The sequence below is a fragment of the Nocardia sp. NPDC127606 genome, from assembly GCF_042671725.1.
GTDB lineage: Bacteria > Actinomycetota > Actinomycetes > Mycobacteriales > Mycobacteriaceae > Nocardia.
Genome location: NZ_JBHXWQ010000001.1, coordinates 542049 through 558861, shown reverse-complemented (window position 1 = coordinate 558861; position 16813 = coordinate 542049). Strand labels below are relative to the sequence as shown.

At 69.4% G+C, this 16813-nt stretch carries 13 protein-coding genes; 5 read left to right on the top strand and 8 right to left on the bottom strand.

What is annotated here, in order from left to right:
- Positions 1 to 85: 85 nt before the first annotated feature.
- Together ACFVJ5_RS02625 and ACFVJ5_RS02620 are read left to right on the top strand one after the other, a co-directional pair.
- Complete coding sequence (locus ACFVJ5_RS02625; RefSeq protein WP_379218161.1) at positions 86 to 1465, top strand: TIGR02678 family protein; 1380 nt, start codon at positions 86 to 88, stop codon at positions 1463 to 1465.
- Between the two features lie 2 nt (positions 1466 to 1467).
- Positions 1468 to 5859, top strand: a complete 4392-nt coding sequence (locus ACFVJ5_RS02620; RefSeq protein WP_379218160.1) for an SbcC/MukB-like Walker B domain-containing protein — start codon at positions 1468 to 1470, stop codon at positions 5857 to 5859.
- A gap of 46 nt (positions 5860 to 5905) precedes the next feature.
- Here the strand turns inward: ACFVJ5_RS02620 and ACFVJ5_RS02615 are convergent, their stop codons facing one another.
- Positions 5906 to 6883, bottom strand: a complete 978-nt coding sequence (locus ACFVJ5_RS02615; protein ID WP_379218159.1) for a helix-turn-helix transcriptional regulator — start codon at positions 6881 to 6883, stop codon at positions 5906 to 5908.
- A 64-nt stretch (positions 6884 to 6947) separates the two neighbouring features.
- On the opposite strand from ACFVJ5_RS02615, the gene ACFVJ5_RS02610 reads away from it, so the two are divergent.
- Complete coding sequence (locus ACFVJ5_RS02610; RefSeq protein ID WP_379218158.1) at positions 6948 to 7367, top strand: RidA family protein; 420 nt, start codon at positions 6948 to 6950, stop codon at positions 7365 to 7367.
- A 146-nt stretch (positions 7368 to 7513) separates the two neighbouring features.
- Here the strand turns inward: ACFVJ5_RS02610 and ACFVJ5_RS02605 are convergent, their stop codons facing one another.
- Positions 7514 to 8476: a helix-turn-helix transcriptional regulator gene (locus ACFVJ5_RS02605; RefSeq protein WP_379218157.1), complete on the bottom strand. Its 963-nt coding sequence runs from the start codon at positions 8474 to 8476 to the stop codon at positions 7514 to 7516.
- Between the two features lie 85 nt (positions 8477 to 8561).
- Here ACFVJ5_RS02605 and ACFVJ5_RS02600 point away from each other — a divergent pair, with 85 nt between their 5' ends.
- On the top strand, positions 8562 to 9701 hold the full coding sequence (locus tag ACFVJ5_RS02600; RefSeq protein ID WP_379218156.1) for an epoxide hydrolase family protein: 1140 nt from the start codon (positions 8562 to 8564) through the stop codon (positions 9699 to 9701).
- 42 nt (positions 9702 to 9743) lie between these two features.
- Here the strand turns inward: ACFVJ5_RS02600 and ACFVJ5_RS02595 are convergent, their stop codons facing one another.
- The 3 genes from ACFVJ5_RS02595 to ACFVJ5_RS02585 all read right to left on the bottom strand — a co-directional run bounded on the left by ACFVJ5_RS02595 (position 9744) and on the right by ACFVJ5_RS02585 (position 13474).
- Positions 9744 to 10259 carry a M15 family metallopeptidase gene (locus tag ACFVJ5_RS02595; RefSeq protein WP_379218155.1) on the bottom strand — a complete coding sequence of 172 codons (516 nt, stop codon included), beginning with the start codon at positions 10257 to 10259 and terminating at the stop codon, positions 9744 to 9746.
- Positions 10260 to 10268: 9 nt separating this feature from the next.
- Entirely contained in the window at positions 10269 to 11660 is a 1392-nt protein-coding gene (locus ACFVJ5_RS02590) for an ABC1 kinase family protein (RefSeq protein ID WP_379218154.1), read from the bottom strand.
- A 137-nt stretch (positions 11661 to 11797) separates the two neighbouring features.
- Positions 11798 to 13474, bottom strand: coding sequence for a fumarate hydratase (locus tag ACFVJ5_RS02585; protein ID WP_379218153.1), 1677 nt, complete (start codon positions 13472 to 13474; stop codon positions 11798 to 11800).
- A 268-nt stretch (positions 13475 to 13742) separates the two neighbouring features.
- On the opposite strand from ACFVJ5_RS02585, the gene ACFVJ5_RS02580 reads away from it, so the two are divergent.
- Entirely contained in the window at positions 13743 to 14252 is a 510-nt protein-coding gene (locus ACFVJ5_RS02580; RefSeq protein ID WP_379218152.1) for a MarR family winged helix-turn-helix transcriptional regulator, read from the top strand.
- Here ACFVJ5_RS02580 and ACFVJ5_RS02575 read toward each other — a convergent pair.
- The 3 genes from ACFVJ5_RS02575 to mftE are packed head-to-tail and all read right to left on the bottom strand — an operon-like array spanning position 14249 to position 16744.
- Positions 14249 to 14764 carry a hypothetical protein gene (locus ACFVJ5_RS02575; RefSeq protein WP_379218151.1) on the bottom strand — a complete coding sequence of 172 codons (516 nt, stop codon included), beginning with the start codon at positions 14762 to 14764 and terminating at the stop codon, positions 14249 to 14251. The two genes, ACFVJ5_RS02580 and ACFVJ5_RS02575, sit on opposite strands and share 4 nt — an antisense overlap.
- Before the next feature lie 37 nt (positions 14765 to 14801).
- Positions 14802 to 16046, bottom strand: coding sequence for a pre-mycofactocin synthase MftD (gene mftD / locus ACFVJ5_RS02570; protein WP_379218150.1), 1245 nt, complete (start codon positions 16044 to 16046; stop codon positions 14802 to 14804).
- Positions 16043 to 16744 carry a mycofactocin biosynthesis peptidyl-dipeptidase MftE gene (gene mftE / locus ACFVJ5_RS02565; RefSeq protein ID WP_379218149.1) on the bottom strand — a complete coding sequence of 234 codons (702 nt, stop codon included), beginning with the start codon at positions 16742 to 16744 and terminating at the stop codon, positions 16043 to 16045. Before mftE ends, mftD begins: the two co-directional genes overlap by 4 nt.
- Positions 16745 to 16813 lie beyond the last annotated feature (69 nt).

The following is a 16813-nucleotide window of genomic DNA, read 5'->3' as shown; positions in this document are numbered from 1 at the left end:
TGCGCATCGACTCGCTCGATTCCGGCGTCCACCGCTCGGTGCGACTCCGGTCGGCACGACCGACGTCGGCACGAGGGGCGAAACAATGAAGCGACAGCGGATCGATGCGCTCGCCCTCGACAGTTATCAGCGAGCGGCGCGAGTGATGCTGGCCAATCACCTGGTCACCCGGGTGTACCCCGACCGGATCGCGCTGCCGTTGATCCGGCGGTGGGCGACGGAATTGCGCGAGGATCTGGCCGAGTTGTTCGGTTACCGCTTGGAGGTCACCGAGACCACGGCCCGGCTGTACCCGGTGCACGACCGGCTCGACGACGCCCGGCCCGCTCGCAGCGTCAACGATCGCGTCTTCGACCGCCGCCGCTACGCCTATCTGTCGCTGGCGCTCGCCGCGCTCGGCCGGGCCGGCGACCAGATCACCTTGTCGGAATTGGCCGAGCACGTCGCCGATTACGCGAGCCGGATCGAGGGCCTCGACCTGTCGACCGAGCGGGCCGCCGATCGCGACGCGTTCGTCGATGCCGTCGGCTGGCTGGGCGCGCGGGGTGCGCTGACCCTGGCCGACGGTGACGCGGGCGGCTGGGCCAGCGACCCGGAGGCGGGCGAGGCGCTCTACGACATCGACCGGCCGGTGGTGTTCGCGCTGTTCCGGCCCCCGCGAGCGCTGCAACACCTGCACAGCGTGCGCGGTCTGCTGGCCGAGGACGCCGAACAGGCACCGCCGGATCAGGCCCGCCGGGTTCGCCGGGCGCTGGTGGAGCGCCCGGTCGTCTATCTCGACGAGCTGTCGCCAGCCGAGCGAACGCTGCTGGGCCAGGACCGGCTGATCGGCGAGGTCGAGTACTGCACCGGCTTGCGAGTCGAGCGCCGGGCCGAGGGGGTCGCGTTGATCGACACCTCGGGTCGGCTGTCCGACACCCGCTTTCCCGGCACCGGGACCCTGGCACAGGTGGCGCTGTTGCTGATCGGCGAGATCGCGGACGTGGTGCTCGACATCGACAACCCGATCCCCCGGCGGCCCGGCGCGCTCACCGCCGATGACGCGCTGCTCGACCAGCTCGACGCGTCCATCCCGACGGCCGGCGTGTTCGCACCACTCGCCGACAACATCGAAACCGTCACTGCCACCACAGCTTTCGTCGACGACGAGGACGAGACCAGCGAACCGGTCACCTACCCGTTCCTGGACCACACCTGGGTGCGGACAACGGTCACCGCACTCACCGACCGCTACGGCGCGACCTTCGCCGCCCAGTGGCAGGCCGATGTCGGCGGGCTCACCACCGAGGTACTCGCGCTGCTCACCAAGCTGCGGCTGATCCGGCCGGTCGAGGACGGGCTGCTGGTCCTGCCCGCGCTGGCCAGATATCGCGGCGCGGTGGTCACCGTGCGCGTGCGCAAGACCGAGGAATTGTTCGTCACCGCCGCCGATACCGACGGCAGCACCGGAGAGGGAGGGGTCTGAGCATGTCACTCATCCACGGCGGAGTGCGGTTCGTCCCGACCCGTGCCGGCATCGTCAACCTGTGGGACTACCGCGACCAGGAGTTCAGTTTCGCCGACGGGCGCCTGGTGCTGCGCGGGCCCAACGGCTCCGGCAAGACCAAGGCCCTGGAAGTGCTGTTCCCGTTCGTGCTGGACGGGCGGATCGAACCGCGCAGGCTGAACCCGTTCGCCGGTGAAGAACGCACCATGAAGTCGAATCTGCTCTATCGCAAGCAGGAATCGGCCTACTCGTACGTGTGGATGGAGTTCGCGCGCGGCAGCTGGGACGACCCGGAGACCGTCACCGTCGGCATCGGCATGCGCGCCACCCGCTCCTCCGACAAGGTGACCCGCTGGTACTTCGTCGCCGACGGCCGCGCCGGGGTCGACTTCTCCCTCATCGGTCCCGACGACCGCCCGCTCACCCGCAAGCAGTTGGCCGAGCAGATCGGCAGCGACGCCATCGTGGACCGGCCCGTGGAGTACCGGGCGGCGATCGACGCGCGCATGTTCGGGCTCGGGGTGCAGCGCTACGACCAGCTGATCAATCTGATCCTCACCCTGCGCAGGCCCCAGCTCGCCAAGAACCTCGACCCGCGCGGCCTCTCCCAGGCACTCACCGACGGTCTTCGTCCCCTCGACGAGCAGTTGATCCTCGACGCCGCACGCTCGTTCAGCGATATGGAGGAGGTCGGCCGCACCCTCGACGGGCTCGTCCAAGCCGACACCGCCACCCGCCGATTCGTCGACGTGTACCGCAAATACCTTGCGGTACAGGCGAAAACGGACGTCGACCAGCTCCGCACTCGGCTCGACGCCGTCACCAACGCCTCCACCGCGCTCTTCGCCGCGACCGCCCTGCGCACCCGCCGCGAAACCGACCGCACCGAAGCCGAGACCAGGGCCGAAAACGCCGACCAGGCCTACGAACAGGCCATCGCCGACCGCGAGAACCTCCAGCGCTCCAGCGCTTACGAGGGCAAACAGCAACTCGACGACCTGGCCGACGCTGTCCGCCGCCTCGAAACCTCCGCCGCGGCCCACCGCGACAAGGCCGCCGAAGCCTCGCACACGCTGCAACGCCGCGCCGAAGAAGCCTCCCGCGCCACCGAAGCGGTCCGCACAGCGGCCGCCGCCCTCGTCCGCGGCGAAGACGCGGTCCGTGCCGCCGCCGAAGAGGCGGGCATCGAATGGACCCCGCCGAGCGCCGAGGGCCGCGGTGACCAGTTCACCGCGGCGGTGCGCGGCCACGCGGAGGAACGTGACGCCGACGTCCGTGCCGTGCGACAAGCAGTGGGCAAGTGGGAAACCGCCGCCGCCGACCGCACCCGCTCCGAACGACTGGCCGAACGCGCCATCGAACTGCGCGACTCGGCCGCCGCCGAAGTCGCCCACGCCGAAGCCGCGGTCGCCCTGGCCCGCAGCGAATCCGCCGCCGCCCTGCGCACCTGGTGGAACGCGCACAGCGAGATCTTCGGGGCCGTCGCCGAACCGGGGGCGCACGGTGACCACCCGGACGCGCATCCCGACCGTGCACGAAAGGTGGCATCCGACACCACCGTCGGCTTGTTCGCAGCGCTCGACGCTGCCATGGCCGGCGCGGGCGTGGAGGACATTCCCTCCGCCTCCGAGGTTTTGGCCGAGTGGTGCGAGCCGCTGCAGGAGCAGATCCGCACCCGCCGCCAGGAGGCGCGCTCGCGTGCCGCCGCCGCTGCCGAGCGCCGCGACGCCCTGGTCGCCGAGCGTGCACAGATCGCCGCCCAGCGTGACGATGCTCCCCCGGCACATCCCGCCAGAACCGGTGTCCGTGAAGGACTTCCGGGTGCGCCGCTGTGGCAACTGGTGCGGTTCGCCGACTCGGTGTCCCCGCAGGACGCGGCCGGTATCGAGGCGGCACTGCAGTCCAGCGGTCTCCTCGACAGCTGGATCTGCGGCCCGACTCTGCCCGCCGGCATCTACTCCGACCACTTCCTGCTCCCCCTGCCGGTCGATCAGCGCCCGTCCGGCCGCACTCTCGCCGATGTCCTTGTCGTCGAAGACGATTCGGCTGATCTCACCGTGCCTACCGAGACCGTTGCCGCGGTGCTGGCCTCCATCGCCCTCCACGACACGTCCGCACAGCCGCGTACGACGACCGATGACACGGCGACCCCGGACGCAGACCGATCCGTGTCCGGCGATGCCACTGGGCTGGTCACCGGCGCCACCCTCAGCGCGCTGACCACTGCCGCCGCGCCGCAGGTCGCGGTCGGCCTCGCCGGAACTTTCCGGCAGGGCGTTCTTGTCGGCCACCACCGCAAGCCCGAAGCCGAGTTCATCGGGACCACCGCGCGAGCGCGCAGGCGCGAATCCCGGCTCGCCGAGATCGAGGCGGCGATCGAGGCCGCCGCTGCCGAGCACGAGGCGGCGAGGGACGAAGACGGTTCCGCCACTGCCGAATTGGCCACGCTGTCGGCCGGCGCCAAGGCACTGCCGCGCCCGTCGGCGGTGACATCTGCCCTGCGCTCCGTGTCCGAGGCCGCCGGTCTGATGCGGTCGCGGGTGGAGGCCGCCACCCAGTCCGAGCGCGAACTCGACCAGGCCGTCGCCGACGTCGCGACCCTGGACAAGAAGGTGCGCGCCGCCGCCCAGGCGCACCGAACCCCGCGCGAGGCACGCGAACTCGACGCGCTGGCCGCCGCGATCCGCCATTTCGAGAACACCGGTACGGGTCTGCTCCGCCTGCGCGCCGAACACGAGCGGGAGCGCGAACGCGAGCGCGAGGGCGCCGATCGGCACGACGAGGCGCGGGCACTGGCCGAGGCGTTCGCCGAAGAGGCCGAGGCTGCCCGACTGGGCTATACCGAGCAGCAGCGCAAACTCGAAACGCTGCGCGAAGCGTTGGGCGCCAGTGCCGCCGACATCGACCGCGATCTCGACCTGGCCCGCGGCGCCATCGAGGCGGCCAAGGCGGAGCAGCGGGCCGCACGCAAGGCCGCCAATGCCGCGATCGAGGCGGTCGGCGATGCCGAGGCGGCCTATCGCACCGCCAACGAAGCGCTCGCCACCGCGCTCACCGAGGTGCTGGCCGAGGTGCGTTCGCTGGCGCCGTACGCCCGACCCGACCTGTTGAGTCTGCTCGGCGCCTCGGTGGAACACCGTTGGCCCAGTAGCGATGCCGCGTGGTCCACCCCGGAGCAACTGCAGTACCGCATCGTGGCCGCGGGGCCCGAATCCGAACCGGTGGTGCTGCCCGACGAGGTGGCCGCGTTGTTCGCCGACCTCGACACCGCCACCAGCCAGGTCCGTGCCACCGAGGCGGGCCGCAAGTCCACCCGGTCCGCGGTCACCACCGCTCTCCAGGAATTCGACGCCGCGCTCACCGCGTCCGGCCGTGACTACCGGCTGAACTGGGACGCCGCCGACGGACTCACCGTCGTCGCCGTCCACGACGAGAACGGCCAGGCCGCACTCGCCGACTTCGCCGCCCGCATCGACGCCGCCCGCCGCGACCAGGAACTGCTGCTCACCGATGCCGAGCGACGCATCCTCGAGGACGCGCTGCTCACCGGTCTGGCCCAGCAGATCCACGAACGCACCACCGACGCTCGCGAACTCATCTCGCGCATGGGTGCGGAGATGAAGCAGCGGCGGATGTCATCGGGCAACACCATCGGTGTGCACTGGATCCTCGCCGACGGCCTGTCGGAGTCCGCGCGCTCCATGTGCAAGTTGCTCGACCGCGACACCACCGCCCTGAGCCAGGAAGACCTCAGCTCGGTGCGCGCCCACTTCGCCGCCGAGATCCGCGCCGCCCGCACCGCGCACCCGGAACGTTCCTACCCCGAGATCCTCGCCGCCACCCTCGATTACCGCACCTGGCGCGTGTTCTCGTTCACGCTCATCTCCGGCGACGGCACCGAGGACAAACTCACCGTCGCCCGTCACAGCGCCCTGTCCGGTGGCGAGCAGTCCGTCTCCCTGCACCTGCCTCTGTTCGCCGCCGCCCACGTGATGCTCGACTCCGCCGACCCGCAGGCCCCTCGCCTGCTGGCGCTCGACGAGGCCTTCGCCGGTGTGGACGACAACGGGCGCAGCGAATTGCTCGGTCTCAGTGTGCAATTCGATCTCGACCTGTTCATGACCGGCTACGACCTGTGGATCACCTACGCCCATGTCCCCGGCTGCGCGCACTACGACCTGGCCCACTCCACCGCCGAGAACACCGTCAGCGCGACCCTGCTGGTCTGGGACAGCGGTGAGCTCCTCGCCGAACACGACGGCGGCGACCTCACCACGGCGCTGGGCTCCCCCAACCGCCGCCGGGTTCCCAACACCATCGAGGGCGGATTGACGCTGGAGGGCATGCCCGGCGAACCCGCATCGGTCGGCTGAACTGCCGATTGCCGGTGACCGGACCCACTGTCTGTCCCGCGACCCGTCACTCGGACGAGGGGCCATAGCGGGCGACGATAGCGGCGGCGCGGTCGCGCAAGGTGGTGCGCAGCCACTGCGGGTCCAGTACTTGCGCGCTCGTGGCGAGCTGCCACATTGCCCATTCGGCGTGTCTCCGATCCTGGAAGGTGACCTCCAGCCGCAGTCGGCCGTCGTGGTCCGCTTCCTCGCTGTGGACAGCCAGCGCGGTGCCGACCAACTCCTCCCGCCGCACCGGGTCGACCAGAACCCGCACGGTGACCACGTCGCCGCCGTCGCGGAACCGGGCGCTGCGTTCCTGCCAGGCCTGGTCCAGGTCGACCCGATCCGGTCGCTGGGCCGGTTCGGACAGCTCCTCGGCGGCCACGACCCGCGACAGCCGGTAGGTGCGGTCCGCGCCGGATCTCGTGGCGAGCAAGTAGCCCTGGCCCCGGACGGTCACCAAGCCGATCGGGTCCACCGTGCGCCACTCGGGGCTCTGGTCGACGGCTGCGTAGTGGATGCGCAGCTTGTGTCCGGCGAGCACCGCGCGCCGGACCTCGGTGAGGATCGTGTCGGACAGTTCCTCGGCGTCGAGCCGACGCGACAGCAGGTCGGTCTCGGGATCGATGAGCAATCGCTCGGCCGCGTCGCTCGCGGTCTCCCGATAGCTTTCCGGCAGCGCGTCGACCACCTTGAGCATGGCCGAGGCGAGCGCGGAGCCGAGCCCGAATGCCTGTGCGCCACGCCGTGACCCGGCGATCAGCAAGGCGAGCGCCTCCTCGTGGTTCAGGCCGGTCAGCTCGGTCCGGAACCCGGGCAGCAACGCGAACCCGCCGTGCCTGCCCCGTTCGGCATAGACCGGAACGCCCGCCGTGGACAGCGCCTCGATGTCGCGCAGCACGGTCCGGGTGGACACCTCCAACTCGCGGGCCAGGGTGTCCGCCGACAGCTGACCGTGCCGCCGCAACAGCAGCACCAGGGAGACCAACCGGTCAGCTCGCATACGCAAAAACTATCCCAGGAATACACGACACAGGATGTCGTGTATTCCTGGGAGGTTCATAGCCATGACAAACACCGACCAGGCGCCCCACACCATCGTCAACCCCGAGGGCCTGCACGACCCGACCCCCTTCGGCTACAGCCACACCGCCGTCATCCCCGCCGGTACCGAACTGGTTCTCGTCTCCGGACAGTACGGGTCCCGACCTGACGGCGCGGTCGTCTCCCCCGACTTCACCGAGCAGGTGAACCAGACCTTCCGCAACATCGCCACCGCCGTGGCCGCCCACGACCTCGACCTCCGCCACGTCGTCCAACTCCGGACCTACGTCGTCGATCACGACGTCAGCAAACTCGGCCCCATCGCCGGTGCCGTACAAGCGAACTGGGGCACAACCCCACCCACCCAAACCCTCATCGGCGTCGCGAGCCTGGCAACACCCGACGTCCTCTTCGAGGTCGAGGCCGTCGCCGCCCGCCCCTGATCGTCCTCCCCACCTGCATCGGGCTGTCGAACCGGATGCAGGTGGGTCCAAACCCCGCCGGGTCGCTGCCCAGACGCGGCAAATGGCCGGTAGCCGCAACCTCGCCGGTGACGATCCGAGACACTCGAACGAGCACGACCGGTCGCTCAATCACCCAGGGCGGCGTGCAGTCGATGCGTGAGGGCACGCAATGCCGCGGTCAGCTCTGGTGAATCGTGGACGTGGAACGGCACTCCCAGGGACGTCAGTTGTGCGGCGAGCCAGGTGGGGTCGTCGTCTCGGGTGGCGGTGAGGCGGCACGTGGTGTCCCGGTCGGAGCGCAGGGTGCTCGGTTGCTCGCCGAGGCGCCCTGCGATTCGGCCCTGCGGCGCGTCGATCGTGACGTCGACGTGGTATTCGGGTGTGGCCCAGTCGGTTCGGCGGCCTGCGACGTAGTCGGCCGGGTCGGCGGCGGGGAGGTCGCGGCGAGTGACGCGGGCGCCGGTGGGGTGGGGAATTTCGATGCGGTCGGCGCGGAAGCTGCGCCAGTCGTCGCGGTCGAGGTCGTAGGCGACGAGGTACCAGCGGCGGCCTGCGGCGGCGACGCCCGCGGGTTCGGTGTGGCGGCGGGACTCGGCGCCGGTGGCGTCGCGGTAGGTGAAGCGGAGGCGTTCTCGGTTGGTGACGGCGGCGGCGAGGGTGGTGAGGACCTCCGGGTCTACGGTGGGACCCTCGCCCGCTCGGACCGTGACCGCCGCGCCGACCACGCGCACTCGTCTGCGCAATGTCGCGGGCAGGACTTGCTCGAGTTTGGTCAAGGCTCGCACCGACGCGTCCTCGATGCCCGCGACCGCCTGTCCCGCGGCGACTCTCAGCCCCACAGCGACGGCGACTGCCTCGTCCGCGTCGAGGATCAGCGGCGGGAGCGCCGAACCCGCGGTGAGCCGGTAGCCGCCGGCCGCACCCATCGCGGCGACTACCGGATAGCCCAGGTCACGCAGGCGGTCGATGTCGCGCCGCACGGTCCGATCGGTGACGCCGAGCCGGTCGGCCAGTTCACTGCCCGGCCACTCCCGTGGCATCTGCAGCAAAGAGAGCAATCGGAGCAGGCGGGCGGCGGTGTCGGTCATGTTGTCGATTCTCTCGCATATCTAGGACCAGAACTGTCCTAGATGGCCGATAGCGTCGGAATCACACCGACAACGAGGAGTCCCGATGACCACCATCCGCCCGTTCCGCATCGACATCCCCCAGGCCGACCTCGACGATCTGCACGACCGGCTGAGCAGGGCGCGCTGGGCGGCTCAACTGCCGGGCGAGGGCTGGGAACGCGGCATCCCCGCCGAGTACCTGCGCGAGCTCGCCCGGTACTGGGTGAACGAATTCGATTGGCGTGCGCAAGAAGCCGCGCTGAACGCGTTTCCCCAGTTCATCACCGAGATCGACGGCCTCGACGTCCATTTCGTGCACGTTCGCTCTCCCGAGCCCGACGCGGTGCCGCTGCTGCTGACCCACGGCTGGCCCAACTCGTTCGTCGAGTTCACCCGCACCATCGGCCCACTCACCGATCCGCGCGCCCACGGCCTCGACCCCGCACTCGCCTTCGACGTGGTGATCCCGTCCGTCCCCGGCTTCGCTTTCTCGGCGGCGCCGCGCGAACCCGGAATGACCACCGCACGGGTCGCCGCGATGTGGGCCACCCTGATGGACCGCCTCGGCTACGACCGCTACGGCACGCAGGGCGGCGACCTCGGCGCCTACGTCGCGCCGGAAATGGCGCTCGCCGCACCGGAACACGTGATCGGCGTGCATCTCGACGGCGGGATCGGCATGCCGACCGAGGCCGACGTGCCCGCGATGTCGGCCGAGGATCGCGCGCAGTGGGCGGAGATGCAGCAGTGGATGACCGGGGGCGTCGACCACCACGCCCTGTTGCGGGCGGCGCCGCAAACGTTCGCCCTCGGCTGGAACGATTCGCCGGTCGCGCTGCTGGCGTGGATGATGCAGAAGTTCCAGGAGTTCGCCTACATGGCCGACCGCGCCGAAGACGTGATCGAGCGCGACCACCTGCTGACCAATATCGCCCTGTACTGGTTCACCCAGACCACCGGCACCTCGTCCTGGCCGATGTACGACGGACTGCGCGACGGCGGCGGATTCGGTTGGCCCACCGATCAGAACCTGGTGCCGACCGGCGTCTACGGTGGCGGTTCACCGCTCATGCGCACACTGGCCGACCGCGGCAACAAGATCACCCACTGGCCGTCGGGCAATCCGGGCAACCATTTCGTCGCGATGGAGGAACCCACCGCGCACGTCGCCGACATCCGGACCTTCTTCGCCGGGCTGCGCTGAGCCGTCGTGGCAGTGCACACGGGTGCACTGCCACGACGGGGTTCAGCTCTGGCGTTGACTCGCGTCCGGCACCCGCGGCGGGCACGGCGCACCGGGCGCGGTCACCAGCTCGAAATGCCACCACTCGTTGTCGAAGGTCCGGCACAGTCCCCACCGGTTGCCGTTGTCCTCGAGCCACTGCGCCCCCACCTGCGGGCCCACATCGACGGCATGGCCGGAGACATGGGTGGATTCCTCCGGCGGCAGCACCCAGCGTCGCGCCTCCTCGGGGCTGCCGTAGGTGGCCAGGCCGTCCTGCCAGAGCCACAACTGCTGCTCGTAGGTGCGATGGCCGGAGGTGATCGACAGCGGCACGTTCTCGGCGTGCGCCTGCTGTTCGGCAAGGGTGTAGGCGGCGGCGAGCGGCGGGTCGAGGCCCTCGGTGCCCGCCGCCGATTGGAACTGTTCGCGCGGCTCGGGTTGGGCCTGGGCGGCGCCGATGCCGACGGCGGTCACGGCCGCGGCGGCCGTCACGGTCACCAGGATCCGGTCGGCCACGCGGCCGAGCACAGTATTCATAGGCGGATTCTATCGACCGGGCTGGTCATCGAGACCACGGCGCCACTGCTCGATCGCCCGGCCGATCTCGGTCTGCGGTGGTTCGTCGTAGAGCCATTCGCGGGCGAGCTGATGCCAGTTGGCGGTGACGCGCAGCTGACCGAGGGTGGCGAAGGTGAACAGGTCGGCCCGGCGGGAGAACACGTGCTCCGGCGGCAGCAGCTGTTTGTGCATGCCCTGGAAGTCCGACGCGCGCGGGTCGACGGCGAGAAGTAGTGCGCCGGTGGCCAGTTCGGGGGTGATCGTGACTTCCTCATCGAGCAGGTGCCAGCCGGTGGCGGCCCAGACGTAGGCCAGACTCTCCTCCACGGTGACCTCGGAATCGGGGTCGATGATCCCCCGGCCCAGCCAAGCGGCGTACAGATCGTCGCCCCGGCCCTCCGCGGCGGCCCGCAGGACCGAGCGCTCGAACTCGACGTGTGCCGGATCCATCTCCTTGTAGAGGCCGAAGTCGACGAAAGCGAGCTTGCCGTCGGCGGCCAACAGCACATTGCCCGGATGTGGGTCGCCGCAGAACTCGTTGTCGGCGAACAGGCCGGCGATGTAGAAGCGGTAGATCAGCTCGCCGAGCCGGTCGCGCTCGGCGGCGGGCAGCGTCTGGATGTGCGAGAAGGGATGCCCTTCAACGAATTCCGTAACCAGCACATTGTGCGTGCAGAATTCCTCGATGCTGTCGGGCACGGTGATGAAGGGATGGCCACGATAGCGCTGCGCGACCCGATGCTGGGTCCGAGCCTCGCGCTCGTAGTCGAGTTCGCTGCGCAGATTGCTGGCGACCTCCTCCAGCACACCCGTATCGGCCATGCTCGGCAGCACCGTTCTGGCCATCTTGCCGAGGAACTCGAGATTGCTGATGTCGGCGTGGACGGCCCGCTCCACCCCGGGGTACTTCACCTTGACCGCGACGACGCGTCCGTCGTGCAGTCGCGCCCGGTGTACCTGCCCGATCGACGCCGCCGCGATCGAGGTCTCACCGAACTCGGCGAAGGTCCGCGCCAGTGGGCCGAGATCGTCCTCGATCACCTGCCGCATCGTCGAGAACGGCATCGCGGGAGCCCGGTCCTGCAGGGCCGCGAGCTGGGCCCGGAACTGCTCGCGATGCGGTTCGGGAACGAAGTCGAGGTCGAGCACCGAGCCCATCTGCCCGAGCTTCATCGCCGAGCCCTTCATGCTCCCCAGCACCGCGACGATCTGCTGCGCCTTCATCATCGCCGACCGCTCGGCCAGCACCTCCCGCGCCTCGTCGGTGCGCCCGATCATCGACAGCCGACGCCCGACCTCCCGCATCGCCTGCCCGGCGGCGAACTGCCCCAGCTTCGCGCTTCGCGTCGCCCGCCCCCGGGGAACTGCACCGCTCGCCAATCCGCACCCCTGTCAGGCCTGTACACCGTATGTCGTGCGTCACACTACACCGGGGTGACGGTCGGCGCCGGGCCCGCCGGACAGACGAAAACCCCGGCGCCCACCGCAGCGGACACCGGGGTATCGGAGCCGGATGACTACACGCGTTCCTTGGAGCGGGTGCGCACGCGCAGGGCGATCGGCTTGGAGGTCTCGGCGAAGAAGTCGTTGCCCTTGTCGTCGACGACGATGAACGCGGGGAAGTCCTCGACGTCGATCTTCCAGACGGCTTCCATGCCGAGTTCGGCGTATTCCAGGACCTCGACGTTCTTGATGCAGTCCAGGGCGAGGCGGGCGGCGGGGCCACCGATGGAGCCGAGGTAGAAGCCGCCGTGTTCGTCGCAGGCCTTGGTGACCTGGGCCGAGCGGTTGCCCTTGGCGAGCATCACCATCGAGCCGCCCGCGGCCTGGAACTGGTCGACGTAGGAGTCCATGCGACCCGCGGTCGTGGGGCCGAAGGAGCCCGACGCGTAACCCTCGGGGGTCTTGGCCGGACCGGCGTAGTAGACGGCCATGTCGCGCAGGTACTGCGGCATGGGTTCGCCGGCGTCGAGCCGTTCCTTGATCTTGGCGTGCGCGATGTCACGGGCAACGACCAGGGGGCCGGTCAGCGAAAGACGTGTCTTCACCGGGTATTTCGACAACTCGGCGCGGATCTCGTCCATCGGGCGGTTCAGGTCGATCTTCACCACGTCGCCGCCGAGGATGTCGGCGGTCTGCTCCGGAAGGTACTGGGCCGGTTCGGTTTCCAGCTGCTCCAGGAAGATGCCGTCCTTGGTGATCTTCGCCAGGGCCTGGCGGTCGGCCGAGCAGGATACGGCGATCGCGACGGGGCAGGAGGCGCCGTGGCGGGGCAGGCGGACCACGCGCACGTCGTGGCAGAAGTACTTGCCGCCGAACTGCGCGCCGATGCCGAACTCACGGGTGAGCTGGAAGACCTCTTCCTCGAGCTCGACGTCGCGGAACGCGTGACCGGTGATCGAGCCCTCGGTGGGCAGATTGTCGAGGTAGTGCGCGGATGCGTATTTCGCTGTCTTCAAAGCGAATTCGGCGCTGGTGCCACCGATGACCACCGCGAGGTGGTACGGCGGGCAGGCCGCGGTGCCGAGCGAGCGGATCTTCTCGTCGAGGAACTCGAGCATGCGCTCGGGGTTCAGGACGGCCTTGGTCTCCTGGTACAGGAACGACTTGTTGGCCGAACCGCCGCCCTTGGCCATGAACAGGAACTTGTACACCGGGTTGTCGGCGTCGCCCTCGGTCGAGTACAGCTCGATCTGGGCGGGCAGGTTGGTGCCGGTGTTCTTCTCGTCCCACATGGTGATCGGGGCGAGCTGGGAGTAGCGCAGGTTCAGCTTGGTGTAGGCGTCGAAGATGCCGCGGCTGAGCCATTCGGCGTCGTCGACACCGGTGAGCACACCCTCGCTCTTCTTGCCCATCACGATCGCGGTGCCGGTGTCCTGACACATCGGCAGCACGCCACCGGCGGAGATGTTGAGGTTTTTGAGCAGGTCGAGCGCGACGAAGCGGTCGTTGCCCGAGGACTCGGGGTCGTCGATGATCTTGCGCAGCTGCCGCAGGTGCGCGGGGCGCAGGTAGTGGCTGATGTCGTGGATCGCCGTCTCGGTCAGCAGCCGCAGCGCCTCGGGCTCGACCTGCAAGAAGGTGCGCCCGTTGTGCTCGAAGGTGCTGACCCCCTCGGTGGTGAGCAGGCGGTAGGGCGTCTCGTCGGCGCCGATGGGCAGCAGATCGGAATAGCGGAACTCCGGCGCGGTCACGGATCGCACTCCTTCGGGCAGGGCGGGCACCGCAACACTGCGGAGCACCAGGCAGGGCTGGTCACAAAGCAATCCGCAGCCTATCGACCCCTGCACACTGAGCCTCTTGTTAGGCAACCCTATTTTCGCGATCGTACCGGGCAAACGGCTATCTCAACCATTATCGAGGTTGCACGTTCAACACAAACGGTGCTACCCATTCTCCGGGCGGTGGCGGGAGTGCACCGTTCAATCCGAAGCCTGCACCTTCAGAATCTGGAGCTCGATCGTGACCGATCCACAGTGGCTCGATGATGTCGAAATGCGTGCCTGGCTGGGCTATGTCCGGACCCGCGACCTGATCGCCGCGGCGATCGGGCGCGACGCCGGCCGGGCAGCCAACCTGAGCTATGTCGAGTATTCCGTGCTGGCCTACCTAGCCGACGCGCCAGGTCAGCGGCTCACCTTCGCCGACCTGGCCTGCGCGCTCGAGTGGTCGCAGAGCCGGCTCTCACACCAGATCACCCGCATGCAGAAGCGCGGCCTGGTCTCTCGCGAGACGATGCCGCACGACCAGCGCCGGACCGTGGCCAAGCTGACCCCGACCGGCGGGCAACTGCTCACCACCGCCGCGCCCGCCCATGTGCGCAGCGTGCGCAAGCACATGATCGATGTACTCGATCGCGACCAGCTCGCGACACTCGCGGAGATCTACGACGTGCTCGTCGATCATCACCGCGACGCGAAGTCGGCCGAACCGATCGGCCGGCTGCAGACCGCCGCGCCCGGCGAGGACTAGGACCCGCCGCTGCCGCCCCCGCCGGAGGAGTCGGGACGGGCCTTGCCCAACCCGCCGCGCGCTACCGAGCCGCCCTTGGTGGGTGCGCCGCGGTCGAAGACGTCGCCGCTGGTCGGACGCAGGAAACTGCCCGCCGCCAGGGCGACAGCGACGCCGATCGCCGGGTACACGAAGGTGTCGGTGTGCTGATACCAGAAGCGCGAGTACGTGGTATCGCTGGTGTCGCACCGGTCGTCGGCCACGCGGACGTTGGTCGTCTTGTCCACGCACACACCGACCGACGCCGGCGTGGCGGCGGTCGGGGTCGTGGTGCTCACCCGCGATGTCGTCGGCGGCGGCTTCGAGGTGGTCGTGAGGGTGGTCGAGGCCGCGCGCGGTGCCGGTTTCGGGGTGGCGGTGCCACATCCGGCCGAGACCAGCGCCACCGCCACCACGGCGGGCAGCGTGTAGGACACGCTGCGCGACATCATGATTCGCCTGCGCGAACCCTCGATTTCCGAAACCACACTCACGAATTCCCCCTCGGGCGGTGATGACCAACCGCCGATACTATCCAGCAGCGGCGCCGCTCACGACTGTTCCGTTGGTAGCGAAATCCTCTTTGCCGGAATCCTTTCGACCCGAAACGACGCCCAACGCGCGTTCGAAACCGGCGGGAACGATGATGTCGTCGCGGGTCAGGTCGGTGACCGAGGTCTTGCGCAGACCCAGCAACGCCGAATCGATACCGCCACGCAGGATGTCGAGAACGTTCTCGACACCGGCCTGACCGTTGGCCGCCAGGCCCCACAGGGAGGCGCGCCCGATCAGCACCGCGCGCGCACCGAGCGCCACGGCCTTGACGACATCGCTGCCGCGCCGGATACCGCCGTCGAGGAGCACTTCGATCTGGTCGCCGACCGCGTCGGCGAGCACCGGCAGGGCGCGGATGGCGGCGGGGGTGCCGTCGAGATTGTTGCCGCCGTGGTTGGACACCGAGATGCCCGCGACGCCCGCGTCGACGGCGCGCAGGGCGTCGTCGACCCGCATCACGCCCTTGAGCAGCACCGGGCCGTCCCACTGCGCGCAGATCCAGGCGACATCGTCCCAATCGGGTGCCGGTGTCTGCATCCATTCGCCGTAGGCGCCGAAGAACCCGGGAGCCGCGCCGCCGCCGATCGCCATATTGGGCGCGGTGAGGTCGGGGATGCTGCCCGAACGCAGGTAGGTCGCGAGCCAGCGGGGGCGCGCGAGGGTCTGCGGCGCGAACTTCATCATCGTGCGCAGGTTCAGCGATTCCGGGATGACCGGGCTGCCCCAGTCGCGACCGTGTGAGAACGACCAGTCCAGGGTGAGGATCAGGCCCACCGCACCGGCCTTCTTCGCTCTGGCCATCCGCTCGAGGATCTGATCCTTGTTGCCACACCAGTACAGCTGGAACAGGGTCGCCGGGTTGGCCGCGATGACGTCCTCGACGGGCTTGCTCGCGAAGGAGCTGAGCCCCATGGCGATTCCGCGTGCCGCCGCGGCGCGGGCGACGGCGACCTCACCGTCGGGGTGCACCGCCTGCACGCCGGTCGGCGAGATCAGCACCGGCATGGACACCTGCTGACCGAGCACCGTGGTCGATTGGTCACGGTCGCCGATCGGGCCCGCGCAGTGCGGGGCGAAACCGAGTTCGGTGAACGCGGTCTGGTTGTCTTCGATGGTCTGTCCGCGTTCCGATCCGGCGATCAGCGCGCCGTACACCGACTTCGGCAGGCGCTTGCGGGCGCGCCGCTGCGCCTCGGCAACGGTCTCGAACCAGGGATTCATCGGGGTCCTTCCTCATGATCCTGCGGCCACCATCGGCGCAGGTCTTCCAGTAGTGCGGTAGTGGCGATCGCCAGCAGGCCGACGCCTTCGTCGGCGCTCGATCCGGTGGGGTCGCCGAGGATTCCATTGGGACTGCACGCCCGCACACCGCCCGCGCGCAGCAGCGGCAGCAGTTCGGCCAGCGGGCGGCGGTCTCCCGGTTCGGCCAGTTCGGTGCGCACCAGGTCGGGGCGCAGCGCGAGCTGGATCGAGGTCTCGGTGCGCCCGGCGTGCGGGTCGCCGCCGTAGCCGGGCGAGAACAGACGCACGTCGCGCGACTCCGACCGCAGCAGCGTGACGGCCCGGCGCAGCGCTTCCACGTTGCCGCCGTGCCCGTTGACCAGCACGATCCGCGAGAACGTGTCCGTGGCGGAGCGACACAGTTCGACGACGAGCAGTTCCAGCGCCGCCTGTCCGATCGACAGGGTGCCCGCGAACCCCGCGTGCTCGCCGCTGGCCCCGTAGGCCACGGCAGGTGCGAGGAGCAGATCGGTTCGCTCGGCCGCGGCCCGGCGGCTCACCGCCGACGCGATATCGCTGTCGGTCGACAGCGGCAGATGCGGGCCGTGCTGCTCGGTCGCGCCGAGTGGGATGACCAGGATCACTCCCTCGGCGGCGCGCACACCTGCCTCGGGCGATGTGAGGTGCGCCACGAACATGGCGCCAACATTAACGTCAGTCACTGACATAATCAAGAGCACGTGCAGGTCGAAAGCTAGTCCCTATCC